17 protein-coding genes are annotated in these 18,002 nt (G+C 68.9%); 11 read left to right on the top strand and 6 right to left on the bottom strand.

The genetic code is table 11. The annotated features are described in order from the left end of the window. Positions 1-335: 335 nt before the first annotated feature. The 5 genes from LEL84_RS06760 to LEL84_RS06740 are packed head-to-tail and all read right to left on the bottom strand — an operon-like array spanning position 336 to position 5,875. Entirely contained in the window at positions 336-1,073 is a 738-nt protein-coding gene (locus LEL84_RS06760; protein WP_226513643.1) for a sirohydrochlorin chelatase, read from the bottom strand. Beyond that, positions 1,070-2,365, bottom strand: a complete 1,296-nt coding sequence (locus LEL84_RS06755; RefSeq protein ID WP_226513642.1) for a sulfate adenylyltransferase subunit 1 — start codon at positions 2,363-2,365, stop codon at positions 1,070-1,072. The genes LEL84_RS06760 and LEL84_RS06755 overlap by 4 nt, the downstream gene beginning before the upstream one ends. Next, on the bottom strand, positions 2,365-3,354 hold the full coding sequence (cysD, locus tag LEL84_RS06750) for a sulfate adenylyltransferase subunit CysD (RefSeq protein WP_176455919.1): 990 nt from the start codon (positions 3,352-3,354) through the stop codon (positions 2,365-2,367). Before cysD ends, LEL84_RS06755 begins: the two co-directional genes overlap by 1 nt. Continuing rightward, positions 3,336-4,115 carry a phosphoadenylyl-sulfate reductase gene (locus tag LEL84_RS06745; RefSeq protein WP_137810283.1) on the bottom strand — a complete coding sequence of 260 codons (780 nt, stop codon included), beginning with the start codon at positions 4,113-4,115 and terminating at the stop codon, positions 3,336-3,338. The genes cysD and LEL84_RS06745 overlap by 19 nt, the downstream gene beginning before the upstream one ends. Next, entirely contained in the window at positions 4,112-5,875 is a 1,764-nt protein-coding gene (locus tag LEL84_RS06740; RefSeq protein ID WP_226513641.1) for a nitrite/sulfite reductase, read from the bottom strand. Before LEL84_RS06740 ends, LEL84_RS06745 begins: the two co-directional genes overlap by 4 nt. A 368-nt stretch (positions 5,876-6,243) precedes the next feature. Here LEL84_RS06740 and hemW point away from each other — a divergent pair, with 368 nt between their 5' ends. Next, complete coding sequence (gene hemW / locus LEL84_RS06735) at positions 6,244-7,443, top strand: radical SAM family heme chaperone HemW (protein ID WP_055475481.1); 1,200 nt, start codon at positions 6,244-6,246, stop codon at positions 7,441-7,443. A 19-nt stretch (positions 7,444-7,462) separates the two neighbouring features. Here hemW and LEL84_RS06730 read toward each other — a convergent pair whose 3' ends face one another. Then, complete coding sequence (locus LEL84_RS06730) at positions 7,463-7,921, bottom strand: type II toxin-antitoxin system VapB family antitoxin (protein ID WP_058252083.1); 459 nt, start codon at positions 7,919-7,921, stop codon at positions 7,463-7,465. A 162-nt stretch (positions 7,922-8,083) separates the two neighbouring features. Here LEL84_RS06730 and hrcA point away from each other — a divergent pair, with 162 nt between their 5' ends. The 10 genes from hrcA (at position 8,084) to LEL84_RS06680 (ending at position 17,998) form a co-directional block, all read left to right on the top strand. After that, entirely contained in the window at positions 8,084-9,118 is a 1,035-nt protein-coding gene (gene hrcA, locus LEL84_RS06725; RefSeq protein ID WP_055475525.1) for a heat-inducible transcriptional repressor HrcA, read from the top strand. Between the two features lie 166 nt (positions 9,119-9,284). Then, positions 9,285-10,454 carry a molecular chaperone DnaJ gene (dnaJ, locus tag LEL84_RS06720; RefSeq protein WP_165629853.1) on the top strand — a complete coding sequence of 390 codons (1,170 nt, stop codon included), beginning with the start codon at positions 9,285-9,287 and terminating at the stop codon, positions 10,452-10,454. A gap of 63 nt (positions 10,455-10,517) precedes the next feature. After that, positions 10,518-11,267, top strand: a complete 750-nt coding sequence (locus LEL84_RS06715; protein WP_159371946.1) for a 16S rRNA (uracil(1498)-N(3))-methyltransferase — start codon at positions 10,518-10,520, stop codon at positions 11,265-11,267. Next, complete coding sequence (locus LEL84_RS06710; RefSeq protein WP_165629854.1) at positions 11,264-12,043, top strand: alpha/beta hydrolase family protein; 780 nt, start codon at positions 11,264-11,266, stop codon at positions 12,041-12,043. Before LEL84_RS06715 ends, LEL84_RS06710 begins: the two co-directional genes overlap by 4 nt. Before the next feature lie 138 nt (positions 12,044-12,181). Beyond that, entirely contained in the window at positions 12,182-13,264 is a 1,083-nt protein-coding gene (locus LEL84_RS06705) for a PhoH family protein (protein WP_055475523.1), read from the top strand. Further along, positions 13,261-13,863, top strand: a complete 603-nt coding sequence (ybeY, locus tag LEL84_RS06700; RefSeq protein WP_055475477.1) for an rRNA maturation RNase YbeY — start codon at positions 13,261-13,263, stop codon at positions 13,861-13,863. Before LEL84_RS06705 ends, ybeY begins: the two co-directional genes overlap by 4 nt. Continuing rightward, positions 13,860-15,284, top strand: a complete 1,425-nt coding sequence (locus tag LEL84_RS06695; RefSeq protein ID WP_165629856.1) for a hemolysin family protein — start codon at positions 13,860-13,862, stop codon at positions 15,282-15,284. The genes ybeY and LEL84_RS06695 overlap by 4 nt, the downstream gene beginning before the upstream one ends. Beyond that, positions 15,281-15,625, top strand: a complete 345-nt coding sequence (locus tag LEL84_RS06690; protein WP_078112894.1) for a hypothetical protein — start codon at positions 15,281-15,283, stop codon at positions 15,623-15,625. Before LEL84_RS06695 ends, LEL84_RS06690 begins: the two co-directional genes overlap by 4 nt. After that, entirely contained in the window at positions 15,618-16,529 is a 912-nt protein-coding gene (gene era / locus LEL84_RS06685; RefSeq protein ID WP_165629857.1) for a GTPase Era, read from the top strand. The genes LEL84_RS06690 and era overlap by 8 nt, the downstream gene beginning before the upstream one ends. A gap of 56 nt (positions 16,530-16,585) precedes the next feature. Then, positions 16,586-17,998 (top strand): YhgE/Pip domain-containing protein, encoded by a 1,413-nt coding sequence (locus LEL84_RS06680; RefSeq protein WP_055475473.1) that lies wholly within the window; start codon positions 16,586-16,588, stop codon positions 17,996-17,998. Positions 17,999-18,002: the final 4 nt, after the last annotated feature.

Below are 18,002 nucleotides of genomic sequence, written 5' to 3'. Positions count from 1 at the left end.
ACCTTCGCGCTGCTCGCGCTGCTGGTCCTGGTCATCATCGCCTGGCTTGTCACGGGCTGAGCGTCCCGAGCTGGTCGTCGCCGGTTGATCGGTGGTTCGGCGACCCTTCGTGACGGCCCTCCGCAGGCTCCGGGCCTCCTCAGGGAGCGGGTGGTGTTCCGGCCCTCCGCAGGCTCCGGGCCTCCTCAGGGAGCGGGTGGTGTTCCGGCCCTCCGCAGGCTCCGGGCCTCCTCAGGGAGCGGGTGGTGTTCCGGCCCTCCGCAAGCTCTGGGCGCTCCTCAGGGAGCAATGGCTATGTCGTTCTTTCGGATCAGGGAGCGGGAGCAGCGGACGGCTCAGTGTCCGGCGGGCACCACTCGTTGATCCGCCGCCGTGCGGTAGAGCGACCCGATCGCCTCGATGACGTCCGGATGGGTGCCGAGGGGACCGGCGACGAGGGTGTCGTCGACCAGGGCGTCGAGAACCGACTCGACCCGCTCGGTGAGCAGTCCGGCCGACAGGAAGTACGGACTCACCGCGATACGTCGGGCACCGCCGGCGCGGAGTCGGCGCACGGCCGAGACGACGGCGCGATTGTGCGGCCCCAGCTTGGTCGCGAAGACCACCTCGACCGGCCGGTGGAGCCGTGTCGAGAGTTCGATCGCCCGTAGGCGCACCGAACGATCGGCGGCCGGGTCGGAGGACCCGACCGCGGACAGGATCACACCGTCGTGCGGGCCCAGGCCGGCCTCGATCAGACGGTCCGCCAGTGCCCCGGCCAACGACCGGGTCCCCATGACGTCGGTCTGCCGGGCGGTCGGTCGTCGCGACGCGATGATCGACGGTAGGTCGATCTTGTGGTGGTACCCCGCCGACAGCAGCATCGGTACGACGACGGGACCGTGGTGCGGCGAATCCGACCCGCCCAGCTGTCCGAGAACGTCGCCCACGAGTGGCTCGTCGAGGTCGAGATAGGAGAGCACCACCTCGACACCGGGCAGGCTCGACGCGACGGCGTTCCGCACACGGCGCGCGGTCGCGCCGAAGCGCGGATCGCGACTGCCGTGTGCGGCGAGGACGAGAGTCGGTGTCACACCAACTCTTTGAGATGGAGCGGCGCCAAGGCGTCGCCCACGAGGCCTGCGGCCAGCGTGTTCCCGCCCTGCGGGTCGATGAGCAGGAAGCTGCCCGACTCCCGGTTGACCTGGTAGTCGTCGGCCGGGATCGGCTCGGCGGTCTGCACCGAGATCCGCACGATCTGGTTGAGCTCCACCGACTCCGGAGCCTCCATCAGGGCGAGGTTCTGCTCGTCGAACAGCGCGTCGAGGGCGCCGACGATCGCCTGGGTGGTCTTGGTGCCGTGCTTGAGGAGCAGGCGAGCGCCCGGGCGCAGGGGCTTCTCGGCGAGCCAGCAGACCGTTGCGCTGAACTGCTGCAACGGTTCCGGGGCGTCAGCGGCGGCGGCGATGAGGTCACCGCGCGAGATGTCGACGTCGTCTGCCAGCAGGATCGTGACACTGCGTCCGGTGTGCGCGGTGGGCAATTCGTCGTCGGCGGTGTCGATCTGGCTGACGGTGGTCCGCTGCCCCGACGGCAGGACGACCACCTCGTCGCCGACGGAGACCCGGCCGGCGGCGATCTGACCCGCGTAACCGCGGTAGTCGGGGTGTTCCGGCGTGCGGGGACGGATGACGTACTGGACCGGGAATCGCAGGCCGACGTCGTTGCGCTCCACCAGATTGGGCACGGTCTCGAGATGCTCGATGAGTGTGGGCCCGTCGTAGAAGGAGGTCGTCTCCGAGCGGTGGGCCACGTTGTCGCCGTGCAGCGCCGACACCGGGATCGCGGTGACCTGCTCGTCGGACCAGCCCAGCGATCGGGTGAGTTCGGCGAATTCAGCGGAGATCTCGGCGAACACCGACGCCTGATCGGTGACGAGGTCGATCTTGTTGACCGCGAGCACCAGCTGGGGCACGCCGAGCAGGGCCATCACCGCGGCATGGCGGCGGGTCTGGGCGACGACGCCGGTGCGGGCGTCGACGAGCAGGATCACCAGCTGCGCGGTCGACGCACCCGACACCGTGTTGCGGGTGTACTGGACGTGCCCGGGGGTGTCGGCGAGCACGAACGAGCGCGCGGGAGTGGCGAAGTAGCGGTAGGCGACATCGATGGTGATGCCCTGTTCGCGCTCGGCCCGCAGCCCGTCGACGAGCAGCGACAGGTCCGGGGTGTCGAGACCGCGGTCCACCGACGCCTTCGTGACCGCGTCGATCTGGTCGGCCAGAACGGATTTCGTGTCGTACAGCAGGCGGCCCACGAGCGTGGACTTACCGTCGTCGACACTGCCCGCGGTCGCGATGCGGAGGAGATCAGGAGCGTGCTTCATCAGAAATATCCTTCGCGCTTACGGTCTTCCATGGCGGCCTCGGAGACCCGGTCGTCGCCACGGGTGGCGCCACGCTCGGTCAGCCGCGACGCGGCGACCTCGGCGAGTACGGCCTCGTTGTCCGTGGCGTCGGAGAGGACCGCGCCGGTCGAGGAGCCGTCGCCGACGGTGCGGTAGCGCACCGAGAGGCGCTGCACCTCTTCGCCTTCGCGGGGACCGCCCCAGACTCCCGAGGTCATCCACATGCCGTCGCGCTGGTAGACCTCGCGCTCGTGGGCGTAGTAGATCGACGGGAGGAGCACCTGCTCGCGAGCGATGTAGCGCCAGATGTCGAGCTCGGTCCAGTTCGACAGCGGGAACACCCGCACGTGCTCGCCCGGGGCGTGGCGGCCGTTGTAGAGGTTCCACAGCTCGGGGCGCTGTCGCTTCGGGTCCCACTGGCCGAAGGCGTTGCGCAGCGAGAAGATCCGCTCCTTGGCGCGCGACCGCTCCTCGTCGCGGCGACCGCCGCCGAACACCGCGTCGAAACGGTTCTCGGTGATCGCGTCGAGCAGGGGGATGGTCTGCAGCGGGTTGCGGACTCCGTCGGGGCGCTCGGTGAGCCGACCGTCGGCGAGGTAGTCCTCCACCTTGGCCACATGCAGCCGCAGGTTGTGCCGTTCCACGACCTGGTCACGGAACTCGAGGACCTCGGGCAGGTTGTGCCCGGTGTCGACGTGCAGCAGCGAGAAGGGCAGTGGCGCAGGCCAGAACGCCTTGAGCGCGACGTGCAAAAGCACGGTGGAGTCCTTGCCGCCGGAGAACAGGATCACCGGCCGCTCGAACTCGCCCGCGACCTCGCGGAAGATGTGGATCGCCTCGGACTCCAGGGCGTCGAGTGTGGTGAACTCGTCGGCCTCCGCGGCGGCGCCGCTCGTCTGGGCAGCGGCGACGCCGGGCGTCGCCGGAACGGACGGTGTTTCGGTCACGGTCATGCGTGCAGCCCACATTCTGTCTTGGCGCGACCGGCCCAGCGGCCGCTGCGCGGATCGGATCCGGGTTCGGGTTTGGCGGTGCACGGTGCGCACCCGATGGAGGGGTATCCCTCGTCGACGAGCGGATTCACCAGCACGCCGTTGGTGTCGATGTAGTCCTGCATCGTCTCGTCGGACCAGGCCGCGATCGGATTGATCTTGACCAGTCCGAAGCCCTCGTCGAAGGAGATGAGCGGGGCGTTGGCCCGAGTCGGTGCCTCCACACGACGGATGCCCGTGATCCACGCGTCGTACCCGGCGAGTCCGGCCTTGAGCGGCACGACCTTGCGCAGGCGGCAGCATTCGCCCGGGTCGCGCGCGAAGAGGTTGCGCCCCAACAGCTCGTCCTGCTCGGCGACGCTCTGCTCGGGGGTCAGGTTCACCATCTCCACGCCCGGTCGAGCGAAGCGAGGGGCAGAATGGTTATAGACCTGCTCGACGGCGTCGCGGGTGCCGATGGTCTCGGCGAAGTGGTACCCGGTGTCGAGGAAGAGCACCTTGACGGGGTCGCCGTCGAGGAGCTCACGGTCGATGTTCTTCACCGCGAGGTCGACCAGGGCCGCGTCCTGCATGTTCGACGCGACGACGAAGTTGGTGCCGAAGGTCTGCGCGGTCCAGCGGATCAATTCCTCCGGGGTGGCGTCGGAACCGAGGTCTGCAGCACCCTTCTCGGCGATGTCCCGCAGCTGGTCCTCGCTGAAGCGCCGGCCCGTACGGGTGGTGGTCTCGATGGTCATCGCAGCGCCTCCTCATCGGCACGAACGGCCCACTGCGCGAACCGTTCACCCTCTTCGCGTTGGTCGACGAAGTTGCGGACCACGCGCTCGATGTAGTCACCCAGTTCGGTGCCCAGCACCTTGTGCTGGCGCAACTTGCGACCGAAACCCGAGTCCAGGCCCAGGCTGCCGCCGAGGTGGACCTGGAAGCCGTCGGTCTGGTTGCCGTCGGCGTCCTCGACGAGCTGTCCCTTGAAGCCGATGTCGGCGATCTGCGACCGTCCGCACGAGTTGGGGCAGCCGTTGATGTTCACCGTGATCGGCACGTCGAGCTGCGCGTTGATGTCGGCCAGCCGCTCGTCCAGTTCCGGGGCGAGGACCTGCGAGCGCTTGCGGGTCTCGGTGAACGACAGCTTGCAGAATTCGATGCCGCTGCACGCCAGCAGGTTCCGGCGCCACCGCGTGGGCCGGCCGTGCAGGCCGAGCGGCTTGAGCTCGTCGATCAGCCACTCGACCTTGTCGTCGGGGACGTCGAGGACGATCAGCTTCTGGTACGGGGTGAAGCGCACACGGTCGGAACCGGCCTCGGCGACCGCGTCGGCGGTCTTGGTCAGGATCGTGCCCGAGACGCGACCGGCGATGGGGGAGAAGCCGATCGCGTTGAGCCCGTTGCTCAGCTTCTGCACACCGATGTGGTCGATCGGGCGCTCGGGCTTCTCCGGCGCCGGGCCGTCGATCAGCTTGCGACCCAGGTACTCGTCCTCGAGCACCTGGCGGAACTTCTCGATGCCCCAGTCCTTGACGAGGAACTTCAGCCGCGCCTTGGCGCGCAGACGCCGGTACCCGTAGTCGCGGAAGATCGAGACCACGGCCTCCCAGACGTCGGGCACTTCGTCGAGCGGCACCCAGGCGCCGACGCGCTGGGCGAGCATCGGGTTGGTGGACAGTCCGCCGCCGACCCAGAGGTCGAGTCCGGGGCCGTGCTCGGGATGCACGACGCCGACGAACGCGACGTCGTTGATCTCGTGGACCACGTCCTGCTGGCCCGAGATCGCGGTCTTGAACTTGCGCGGCAGGTTCGAGTACTTCGGGTCGCCGATGTAGCGGCGCACGATCTCGTCGATGGCCGGGGTGGGGTCGAGGACCTCGTCGAGGGACTCGCCTGCGAGCGGCGAACCCAGCACGACGCGGGGGCAGTCGCCGCAGGCCTCGGTGGTCTGCAGCCCCACGCCCTCGAGGCGCTCCCAGATGGTCGGGACGTCTTCGATGCGGATCCAGTGGTACTGGACGTTCTCCCGGTCGGAGAGGTCGGCGGTGTCGCGGGCGAACTCGGTGGAGATCTCACCGAGGGTGCGCAGCTGAGCGACGTTGAGCGCACCGCCGTCGCAGCGCACCCGCATCATGAAGTGGCTGTCTTCGAGGATGTCGATGTTCTCGTCGCCGGTCCAGGTGCCGTCGTAACCCTCGGCGCGCTGGGTGTAGAGACCCCACCAGCGCATCCGGCCGCGCAGGTCCTGTCTGTCGATCGAGTCGAAACCCTGCTTGGAATAGATGTTCTCGATGCGCGCACGCACGTTGAGCGGGTTGTCGTCCTTCTTGACCTGCTCGTTCGGGTTCAGCGGCTCGCGATAACCGAGCTTCCACTGACCCTCGGCGCGGCGCTTGGTCGGACGGGCCTTGCGGGCCGGGCGCGCGGGCTTCGCGGCGGCCGGCTCTGCAGCGGCAGCGTCGTTCGGTGCACCCGGACCGGAAGCGGCGGGGGCGTCGGTGGTGGACGTCATGAACTCTCCTGTGCCGGCGCACAGGGCCGGCGTTCGTTGCACGAGTTACGGGCTGAAACGTGCCGGCATCCCCAGGGAATCGGGGACAAATCGGGGCCGAGACGTCGCTAGATGCGACAGAAAGCGCTGTTGACGCGCTTGAGATCAATGTGGCGGCGAGCTGCGAGCCACACCCCGGGGAAAATCACGCGGTCCATAGTGCCACGCTCCCTATCGGCTCGTCTACTTGGGGTTATTTTCCATCATGATGATGGAAACCAGGCCGGCCTCGACGCCTGCCTGCGCCGCACAACGCCGTCGAGTACTGCGCTGTTCCCGATCTGGGCGACGATTTCCTTCCACGTCGCCGCGATCGGCATCATGGAACGGTGAACGTCGACACCACCACCATCGCAGCCGACCTGGTTGCCGCTGCGTGCCGCGAGGTCGACACGGACGTACCACTCGCGCTGTACCTGCACGTCCCGTTCTGCGCGACCCGGTGTGGGTACTGCGACTTCAACACCTATACGGCGGGCGAACTCGGTTCGTCGTCGTCGCCGGAATCGTGGCAGCACGCGGTCGCCCGCGAACTCGAGGCGGCGTCGCGGATGCTGGCCCCCGGCCGGCCGGTCTCGACGATCTTCGTCGGCGGGGGCACCCCGTCGCTGCTCGGCGGCGACGGTCTCACACGACTCCTCGACGCCGTCCGGGTCCACTTCGACCTGTCCGACGACGTCGAGATCACCACCGAGTCGAATCCGGAGTCGACCTCGCCGGAGTTCTTCGACGACCTCCGCTCCGCCGGTTTCACCCGCATCTCGCTCGGCATGCAGTCGGCCGCCGCACACGTGCTCCGGCTGCTCGATCGCACGCACACCCCGGGTCGGGCGGTTGCGGCCGCCAGGGAGGCACGAGCGGCCGGGTTCGACCACGTCAACCTCGACCTGATCTACGGCACGCCCGGCGAGACCGACGCCGACCTGCACGCCACCGTTGATGCGGTGCTCGACGCCGGGGTCGACCATGTGTCGGCCTACGCGCTGATCGTCGAGGACGGCACCGCGCTCGCCCGCCGCATCCGGCGCGGGGAGATGCCAGCACCCGACGACGACGTCCTCGCCGACCGCTATCAGATCCTCGACCGTCGTCTGCGTGCGGACGGACTCGACTGGTACGAGGTGTCGAACTGGGCGCGCGGCGAGAAGTCGGTGTGTCGTCACAACATCGCCTACTGGCACAGCAACGACTGGTGGGGCATCGGTCCGGGGGCGCATTCCCACGTCGCCGGCGTGCGCTGGCTGAACGCCAAACATCCTGCGCGCTATGCGAAGTCGCTGGCGGACGGGGTCTTGCCGATCGCTTCGGCAGAACAGCTGACCCCCGAGGACCGGCACCTCGAGGCCGTCATGCTGACCACCCGGTGCCGCAGCGGACTGCCGCGCGACCTCCTCGACGACGCCGAGACCGCGCATGCCGAACAGCTCCGGGCCGCCGGACTGCTCACCGCGGCCGACGACGCCTACGTGCTCACCGACGCGGGTCGGTTGCTGGCCGACGGCGTGATCCGCCGCGTGCTCTGGGGCTGACGCGGGGCCGGTTGTCGGCCTACCAGCTCTGATCGGGGCGAGGCGGACTCGTCCAGCCCGTCGATCGCGCACCGCGCCGATGCGCACCGGGGCCGTCGGGCGTGGTCGGGGGCCGGCGCGCCGGGATCTCGGCGGTGTCTTCGAGTTGCTCGTCGAGGGGTTTGGCCGCGTCGGACAGGTCCAGGGCGTCGAGGTCGAGGGTGCGGGCGTGGATGATGTGGCGGTTGCGCAATGCCGACCGGACGGCGCGATGCAGGCCGTCCTCCAGATAGAGCTCGCCCTCCCACCGCACGACGTGGGCGAACAGGTCGCCGTAGAAGGTGGAGTCCTCGCTGAGGAGCTTGTCCAAGGCGAGGACCTTGGTGATCGGCGTCAGCTGGTCGAGCCGGAGTTGCCGCGGCGGGATCTTGGCCCAGCCACGCGTCGACAGCCCGTGGTCGGGATAGGGCTTGCCCTCCCGCACCCCCTTGAAGATCATGCGAACTCCTCCGACGCCCGTGCCTCGACGATTGCTGATCTGCGACGACGCGTCGACGGTCAGTGCGCGACACCACGCCGTGGCACGGTGATCGCGATCCCATTTCGTACTATGGAACGCACCCAACTGTATGGCAGGGACCCGAGTCAGGAGGTGTGCCGCGTGTCTACCACCGATGATCGTCGCTTCGAGATCTTGCGTGCGATCGTGACCGACTACGTCGACACGCAGGAACCGATCGGTTCGAAGGCGCTCGTGGAGCGACACCAGCTGGGGGTGTCGAGTGCCACCGTCCGCAACGACATGGCGGTCCTGGAGGCAGAGGGATACATCACCCAGCCGCACACCAGCTCCGGCCGGGTGCCCACCGACAAGGGCTACCGGATGTTCGTCGATCGGATCAGCGAGATCAAGCCGCTGTCGGCCGCCGAGCGCCGGGCGATCCTCTCGGTGCTCGACTCCGGCGTCGACCTCGACGACGTGCTCCGGCGCTCGGTGCGGCTCCTTGCCCAGCTGACGAGACAGGTCGCGGTCATCCAGTACCCGGTCTTGTCGGCGGCGACCGTGCGTCACCTCGAGGTCGTCACCCTGTCTCCGTCGCGCCTGCTGCTGGTCGTCATCGTCGACAACGGCCGGGTCGAACAGCGCATGGTGGCGCTGAGCGAAGACCACGATGAGGACGAGATCGCCCGGTTGCGCGATCTGTTCTCGGCCGCACTGCACGGCAAACGCCTCGAAGCCGCGTCGGCCGCGGTGGCCGAGCTCGCCAATTCCGCGCCTGAGGATCTGCGCGGAGCGGTCCTCAACATCGCCACCGTGCTGGTGGAGACCCTCGTCGAACGCGGTGACGACCGGCTGGTGCTCGGCGGCACGTCGAACCTCGCGCGGTCGGCGGCCGACTTCACCCCCGTCGTCGGCGGGATGGACACCGTTCTCGAGGCGCTCGAGGAGCAGGTGGTGGTGCTCAAGATCTTGGCGACAACCCAGGACATGGGCCAGGTCACGGTGCAGATCGGCGAGGAGACCCGGACCGAGAACCTGCGTGGCACCTCGGTCGTGTCGACAGGGTACGGTGCTTCGGGAACCGTGTTCGGCGGCGTCGGTGTGCTCGGCCCCACACGGATGGACTATCCGGGAACCATCGCCTCGGTGGCGGCCGTTGCCAAGTACATCGGCGAGGTGCTCGCCGAACGATGATCGCTGTTTTTCCATGATCGCTGTCGGGCATACCGCAGCGTCGACGGCGGCCGCTCGCGACACCGAGCCGGGACGACGACGGGGACGGCCGGTCCACCCGCGCGTCGCGCGATCGTGAGAGCACCCGCCGCCAGGCACCAACTGAGACCGAAGGATCACTACAACCGTGGCACGTGACTACTACGCAATCCTGGGAGTGGCGAAGGGCGCCAGTGATCAGGAGCTCAAGCGCGCCTACCGCAAGAAGGCGCGGGAGCTGCACCCCGACGTCAACCCGGGCAACGAAGACGAGTTCAAAGAGGTCAGCACCGCCTACGAGGTGCTGACCGATCCGGAGAAGCGTCGCATCGTCGACGCCGGCGGTGATCCGCTGGCCGGCGCCGGTGCGGGCGGCTTCGGCGGTTTCGGTGGCGGCGGCGGGGGATTCGGCGACGTCTTCGAGGCGTTCTTCGGCAACGGCGGTGCCTTCGGCGGCGGTGGCGGGGGCTTCGGCTCGGGCCGCGGACCCAAGTCCCGTGTCCAGCCGGGTGAGCCGGCACTGGTGAACGTGACCCTGGATCTCGCCGAGTGCGCCAAGGGTGTCGCCAAAGAGATCACCGTCGACACCGCGATCCTCTGCGACGTGTGTACCGGCTCGGGAACCAACGGCGACAGCAAGCCGGTCACCTGCGACATCTGCAAGGGCGCCGGGGAGATCCAGTCGGTGCAGCGTTCCTTCCTCGGGCAGGTCATGACCGTGCGCGAGTGCCCGACCTGCCACGGCGTCGGCGAGGTCATCCCCGACCCCTGCCACAAGTGCGGCGGCGACGGACGCTACCGCTCGCGGCGCACGATGACCGTGCGCATCCCCGCCGGGATCGAGAACGGCATGCGTGTCCGCCTCACCGGGCAGGGTGAGGTGGGTCTCGGCGGCGGCCCGGCCGGCGATTTGTACGTCGAGGTCGCCGAACGGCCGCACGAGGTGTTCCTGCGCGACAAGGACGACCTGCACTGCACCGTCAAGGTCCCGATGGCCGACGCCGCGCTCGGTGCCGAGTTCGAGGTGGAGACGATTCTCGGCGATCCGGTCACCGTGACGGTCGCGCCCGGCACGCAGCCGGGCCAGATCGTGAAGCTGCGCGGGCAGGGCATGCCGCACGTCAGTTCCGGTGTGCGCGGCACCATGCACGTCCACCTCGACGTCGTCGTACCGACCAGACTCGATGCGGCGCAGACCGAAGCACTGAAGAAGTACCGCAAGATCGCCGCCGACGAGATCGAGGTCGTCAACACCTCGGCGGCCGCGGCGCCCGGCGGCCTCTTCTCGCGGCTGCGCAACGCGTTCGCCGGGAAATAGGCACCTGGTGTCCGCGGCGGCGATCTCCGAGTGGATGTGCGCGTTCGGGACGGCGGGTACGCGGTGAGTCCACCGCTGTTCTGGGCGGACTCCGTGCCCGCGCCCGGCGCTGACCTGATCCTGAGCGGCGCCGAGGGTCGTCACGCGGTCACCGTCGCCCGGCTGGGCGTCGGCGAACGGATCCTCGTCGGCGACGGCGCCGGCTCGGTCGGCGGTTGCGAGATCCGGGAGATCACCGCCAAGGACACACTGGTGGCGACCGTCCACGACCTCGCGTTCGAGGCTCGCCCGACCCCGCAGGTGACCGTGGTGCAGGCGCTCCCGAAGTCGGAGCGGTCCGAGCTCGCGGTCGACCTCGCCACCGAGGCCGGCGCCGACGTCATCGTGCCGTGGCAGGCGCTGCGGTGCGTGTCGCGGTGGACGGGCAAGGCGGACAAGGGCGTGGCCAAATGGCGGGCCGCGGCCTCGGCAGCTGCCAAACAGAGCCGTCGACCATGGATTCCGGAGATCACCGACCTCGCGACCACCATCGACGTCCGGGCCCGCTGCGCGGACGCCGTGGCGCGGGGAGGGGTCGTCGCCGTCCTGCACGAGGAAGCCGCGCAACCCCTGGCCCGGCTACCCCTCGCCGACGCCACCGAGATCCTGCTCGTGGTCGGGCCCGAGGGCGGACTCGACGCCGGCGAGGTCGCCGACCTGACCGCGCTCGGTGCGAACTCGGTCGTGCTCGGCCCCGAGGTGTTGCGTACGTCGACGGCCGCCGCGGTGGCCCTCGGCGCGATCGGGGTGCTCACCCGCCGGTGGGCCCGATGAGTGTCGTCGGACGCCGTTCGGTGCGTCGGACCAAGATCGAATACGGCTCTGCGCCTTCCCAATTCGGGCACCTGTACGTGCCTTCCGAGGGGCTCGACGCCGCGACGCCGACGCGGCTCGTGGTGCTTGTCCACGGCGGGTCCTGGTCTGTCGAGTTCGGGTCGACGACCCAGACCGCGATCGCCCGGATGCTCGCCGAACGCGGGGCGGCGGTGTGGAACATCGAGTACCGCCGGGTGGGTGAAGAGGGCGGCGGGTGGCCGAATACCGGCCGGGATGTCCTCGACGCGCTCGGTGCCCTGGACGGTCCCGTCCGCGACCTGCTCCCGCCCGGCGCTGTCGACTTCGCCTCGACCGCGGTCGTCGGGCATTCCGCGGGTGGTCAGCTCGCGGTCTGGGCCGTCGGTCAGCTCGGAGCCCGGACCGCCACGGCCACCATCACCACCGTGATCGCCCAGGCGGCCGTGCTCGACACCGTCGGCGCAGCGGACCGGGAGTCGGTGCGGGCGTTCATGGGTCGGCCGTTCAGCGAGTCGCCGCGCCGCTACTCCGACGCCTCACCACTGCTGGCGCCGGTGGTCGACGCCCACGTCGTCGCGATCCACGGCGACGCCGATGACCTGATCCCGGTCGAGTCCAGCCGCCGGTACGTCGACGCCGCGATCGCACGCGGACAGTCCGCCGAACTCATCGTCGTCCCCGGTGAGGGGCACGAGGCCTTCGTCGATCCGCGCAGCGTCGGCACGCGACAGACGATCCGCGTGCTCGGGATCTGACGGAAATATTGCCTGCTGATCGGCTGTTGCACCGCGATACACTGACCACACCCCTGCCGCCGCGACCGCGTCGGCCGGGGGCGCCGCATCCAGAACCGAACATCCATCCGGACCAGAACACCAGGAGTGATTTCATACGTGAGTGACGACAACCCCGACCAGAGCGGGCAATCCAGCCGTACGCAGCCGCGCCGGTCTGGGGTCACATCCACTGTCGAAGTCTCTCCCGGAGTCGTGTTCGGGCTGCTCGGCGCGAGTGACGTCAACCTGCGTACCCTCGAGCAGCTCCTGCCCGCCGACATCCACGTCCGCGGCAACCAGGTGACATTGACCGGTGAACCCGCCGAGGTAGCCGCGTCCGAGCGCGTCATCGCCGAACTCGTCGACCTCGTCGGGCGCGGAACCCCGCTGACACCAGATCTCGTCCGGCACAGCGTCTCGATGCTGTCCGATGGCACCGAGGAATCGCCCGCCGATGTGCTGTCACTGGACATCCTGTCGCGCCGCGGCAAGACGATTCGGCCCAAGACACTCAACCAGAAGCACTATGTCGACGCGATCGACGAGCACACCATCGTGTTCGGTCTGGGCCCGGCCGGCACCGGCAAGACCTATCTGGCGATGGCCAAGGCCGTGCAGGCGCTGCAGTCGAAGTCGGTCAACCGCATCATCCTGACGCGGCCGGCGGTCGAGGCCGGCGAACGTCTCGGCTTCCTGCCGGGCACGCTGAGCGAGAAGATCGACCCGTACCTGCGCCCGCTGTACGACGCGCTGCACGACATGATGGACCCCGACGCGATCCCGAAGCTGATGGCGGCCGGGGTCATCGAGGTCGCGCCGCTGGCCTATATGCGCGGCCGCACCCTGAACGACGCGTTCATCATCCTCGACGAGGCGCAGAACACCACGAGCGAGCAGATGAAGATGTTCCTCACGCGCCTCGGTTTCGGTTCCAAGGTCGTCGTGACCGGTGACGTCACCCAGGTGGACCTGCCCGGCGGCGCCCGCAGCGGTCTCCTCGCCGCGTCGGAGATCCTCGAGGGCATCGACGACATCCACTTCGCCCGCCTCACCAGCCAGGACGTGGTCCGGCACCGCCTGGTCGCCGACATCGTCGACGCCTACGGGCGGGCCGAGGAGGCACAGCGGGGTCTGCCCAACACGGCCATCGGCGGCAATCGCGCCGCACGCCGGGCGGCGGCGCAGGGTCGTCGCTCATGAGCATCGAACTGGCCAACGAATCCGGGGTCGAGGTCCCGGCCGAGTTGATCATCGACGCCGCGCGTTTCGCGGTCACCGCGATGGACGTGAACCCGGCCGCATTGCTGTCGGTGCTGTGTGTCGACGAGGACACCATGGCCGACATGCACGTCCAGTGGATGGACCTGCCGGGCCCGACCGATGTCATGAGTTTCCCGATGGACGAACTGGTGCCCGGCGGCCGGCCGGATGCGACCGACCCGGGCCCGGCGATTCTCGGGGACATCGTGCTGTGCCCGGACTTCGCCCGGAAACAGGCGCGCGAGGCCAAGCGGTCCTTCGAGCACGAGCTCGCCATGCTGACCATCCACGGAGTGCTCCACCTCCTCGGCTACGACCATGCCGAGCCGGAGGAGGAGCGCGAGATGTTCGGACTGCAGAACCGCATCCTCGACGCGTTCTACGCCGACCGTCACCGTCGCGCCCAGGAGCAACGACAGACCGACCGCGATTCCCGGCTGCTGTCCAACATCGGGTTCACCGGAGCCGAGGGAGATTCACCGACCCCCGGTGCCCAGTCGGTGCCCGAGCAGTCGCGGTCCGAGGAGGACCGAGGGTGACCTCCGACTACTGGTTCATCGTGGCGGCAGTTGTGTTGATCGTGGTGGGCGGCGTCTTCGCGGCCGTCGACACCGCGGTGTCGACGGTGTCGAACGCCCGGGTCGACGACATGGTCCGGGAAGGGCGGGCCGGTGCGCGCCGCCTGGCGGGCATCCTCGAGGCGCGTGCGACCTATGTCGGCCTCGTGGTGCTGCTCCGAGTCGTGTGCGAGGCCGCGGCGGTCGCGCTCGTCGCGGTCGCCGCGACGCAGCTGATCGGCGTCGGCGGGGGACTGGCGGTGGCCATCGCCGCCATGACGGTCGTCTCGTACGTCGCCGTCGGCGTCGGCCCCCGCACCCTCGGCCGGCAGCACGCGTACACGATCGCGCTGTCGTCGTCGTACCTGTTGTTCGCGCTCGGCGTGCTGCTCAAACCGCTGACCCGGCTGTTGATCCTGATCGGCAACGCCCTCACCCCGGGTCGCGGGTTCCGCAACGGTCCGTTCGCCACCGAGGTCGAGTTGCGCGAGGTCGTCGACCTCGCCGAGGCCTCGGGCGTCGTCGCGGCCGACGAGCGCCGGATGATCCAGTCGGTCTTCGACCTCGGCGACACCAGTGCCCGCGAGGTGATGGTCCCGCGCCCGGAGATGGTGTGGATCGAGGCCGACAAGACCGCGCTGCAGGCCACGAGTCTCGCGACGCGGTCCGGACATTCGCGGATCCCGGTGATCGGGGAGAACACCGACGACGTCCTGGGCATCGTGTACCTCAAGGATCTGGTGGCGCGCACGGTCGCCCAGCGGATCGATCCCACGACCCTCCGCGTGGTCGACGTGATGCGCGAGGCCGAGTTCATCCCCGACTCCAAGCCACTGGACCGGGTCCTCGCCGACATGCAGCGAGAGCGCAACCACATGGCGATGCTCGTCGACGAGTACGGCGGCATCGCCGGGCTGGTGACCATCGAGGACGTGCTGGAGGAGATCGTCGGCGAGATCACCGACGAGTACGACATCGACGAGCTCGCACCGGTCGAAGACCTGGGCGACGGGTCGTACCGGGTGTCGGCACGACTGCCGGTGGAGGATCTCGGCGAGCTGTTCGGCGTCGAGATCGCCGAGGAAGAGGTCGAGACGGTCGGCGGACTCGTCGGTCTGGAACTGGGGCGGGTGCCACTGCCCGGCGCCCGGGTGGAGTCGCACGGGCTGCAGCTGGTGGCCGAGGGTGGGCCCAATCGCCAAGGGCGCCAACGCATCATCACGGTGCTGGTCACCCGGGTCCCCGACGTGGACGAGGATTCCCGACGCGACGAGCACGGCGGGCAGTCGAGTCGATCGCAGGGACGTGCCGAGCGCACCACGGGCAACGCCCACGACGACCAGGACACGGACACCGCCGGCCAGGAGCGCGCAGGCGAGTCGAGAGCAAGGATGAACCAGTGACCGAGACCCTCTCCGACGAGGATCGCAAGCTCGTGGTGCTCGCCCGAGGTGCGCTGGCGCGCGCCGAGTCGCCCTCGGGCGCGGCGGTCCGGGACGGCGACGGTCGCACCTACGCCGGGGCCGACGTGCGGACCCGCTCGCTGACCCTCACCGGACTCCAGGTCGCGGTGGCGTCGGCGATCTCGAGCGGCGCCCGCTCCTTCGAGGCGGCGGTCGTCGTCAACGGTGACGCCGGCGACCCGGGCCTGGACACCCTGCACGAGCTGAGCCCGGAGGCCTATGCGGTCCTCACCGACACCGCGGGTCGTCCTCAGCAGCGGCTGGGGCGCGCGGATGCCTGAGTTCCGTTCGGGCTTCGTCTGTTTCGTGGGCAGGCCCAACACCGGCAAATCCACGCTCACCAACGCCCTGGTCGGCGAGAAGATCGCGATCACCTCGAATCGTCCGCAGACCACCCGCCACACCATCCGCGGGATCGTCAACCGGCCCGACGCCCAGCTGATCCTCGTCGACACCCCGGGCCTGCACCGACCGCGCACCCTGCTGGGTCAGCGCCTGAACGACCTCGTCCGCGACACCTACTCCGAGGTCGACGTGATCGGAGTCTGCATACCGGCCGACGAGGCCATCGGTCCGGGTGACCGGTGGATCATCTCGCAGGTCCGCGAGATGGCGCCGCGCACGACGATCGTCGGGGTGGTCACCAAGATCGACCGGGTCGGGCCGGAGCAGGTGGCCAAACAGCTGCTCGCGCTGTCGGAGGTACTCGGGCCGGACTCGGAAGTGGTTCCGGTGTCGGCGAAGTCGGGCAAGCAGCTCGACGTGCTGTCCGACGTGCTCGTGAGCCTCATGGAGGAAGGCCCCGCGTTCTACCCGGACGGCGAACTCACCGACGAACCCGAACAGGTGCTGATGGCGGAGTTCATCCGCGAGGCCGCGCTCGAGGGGGTGCACGACGAGCTGCCGCACTCGCTGGCCGTCGTCATCGAAGAGGTCATCGATCGTGAGGACCGCGACCCCGACCTACCGCCGATGGTCGACGTCCACGCCGTGCTGTTCGTCGAACGCGACAGCCAGAAGGGCATCATCATCGGCCGCAAGGGCGCGCGTCTGAAGGAGGTCGGTACAGTTGCCCGCGCACAGATCGAGCGGCTGCTGGGCACCAAGGTGTACCTGGATCTGCACGTGAAGGTCGCCAAGGACTGGCAACGCGACCCCAAGCAGTTGCGTCGATTGGGTTTCTAGCAGCGTGTTCCTGACGGCCCGGCGCCGGCAGGGGCAGCCTGCGGGGAGGTACGCCGATGGGAACGCACGAATCGCCACAACAGCCGGGGGACGATTCCGGCCGCGGAGCGCATGAGGCGCCCGACACCGACCAGCCGACCGGTCGCACCATCGCCGGCGTCCTCGGATCGCCGCGTTTCTGGCTGGCACCGTTGGCTCTCGTCGCGGTGATGTTCTCGCTGATGGCCGCGCTGTACATGGCGGCGGTCGTCGACCCGCAGCGTCACCTTCACGACTTCCCCGTCGCCCTGGTGCAGGAGGACGCGGGTGGTGAGGTGCAGAACGCAGACGGACAGTCCACGCCGCAGAACTTCGGCGACCAGGTCGCCGAGGGCATCATCTCCTCGGCGGCGCAGAATGGGATCGTCGTGACCCGCACCGACCGCTCGACCGCGCTGTCCGAACTCAACAGCGGCAAGGTGTACGGCGTCATCGTCGTCGGGTCCAATTTCACGAATCGGGCGGTCGCACTGGGCCGGTCGACGGTCCTCACCGCCGAACCGGCGAAACCGACCATCGACATCTTCATCAACCGGGGCTCCGGGGCGTTCGCGTCGTCGATCACCACCACCCTCGCCGATCAGGTCCGTGAACGGGTCAACGAGCAGGTGGGCGCGCAGCTGACCGAACAGGTCCGTACCCAGCTCGAGCGCAACGACATCACCTTCACCGGCGCGGCGCAGGTCGCGCTCGCGACCCCGGTGGCCGTCGAGGTGTCCGAGCCGACCCCGCTTCCCGAGGGTGCGGGCAACGGATTGTCAGCGTTCTATCTGACCCTGCTGCTCGTCCTCGCCGGCTTCACCGGGGCGATGATGGTCAGCATCGTGGTCGACGGCATGCTCGGCCAGACCCCCATCGAGTACGGGCCGTTCTATCAGCTGCGCGAGCGGCTCGCGATCAGCCGGTGGGCGACGCTCGCGGCGAAGTGGACGATCATGTTCCTGGTCGCAGTGGTGCTCTCGACCCTGTTCATCGCCGTCGGCGCGATGGTCGGGACGTCGATCCCGAACGGCTTCGTGCTCTGGATGCTCTCGGTCCTCGGCATCTTCGCCGTCGGCGTGAGCGCGAGCGCGATGATGGCGGTGTTCGGCAACCCCGGTCTGCTGTTCAATCTGCTCTTCTTCGTGGTGTTCGGCCTGCCGTCGTCGGGCGGGACGCTACCGCTGGAGGCGAGTCCGCGCCTCTTCGAGTGGATCGCCGCGATCGAGCCGATGCACGTGATCTACCTCGGCGTGCGTGCTGTCCTGTACTTCGACGCCGACCTGTCGGCGGGGTTGGGCCGATCGATCATCCAGTGCTTCATCGGCTTGCTCGTCGGCGTGCTCCTCGGTCTGCTCGGCACCAAGTTCTACGACCGCAAGGGCTGGCACCGATACCCGGGTGGGATGACGCTGTCGCCGAAGCTGGACAAGATCGTCAACGCCGGCTGACACG

This window comes from Gordonia sp. WA4-43, from assembly GCF_020520305.1.
Taxonomy (GTDB): domain Bacteria; phylum Actinomycetota; class Actinomycetes; order Mycobacteriales; family Mycobacteriaceae; genus Gordonia; species Gordonia hongkongensis.
This window is presented reverse-complemented; position numbering and strand designations above follow the sequence as displayed.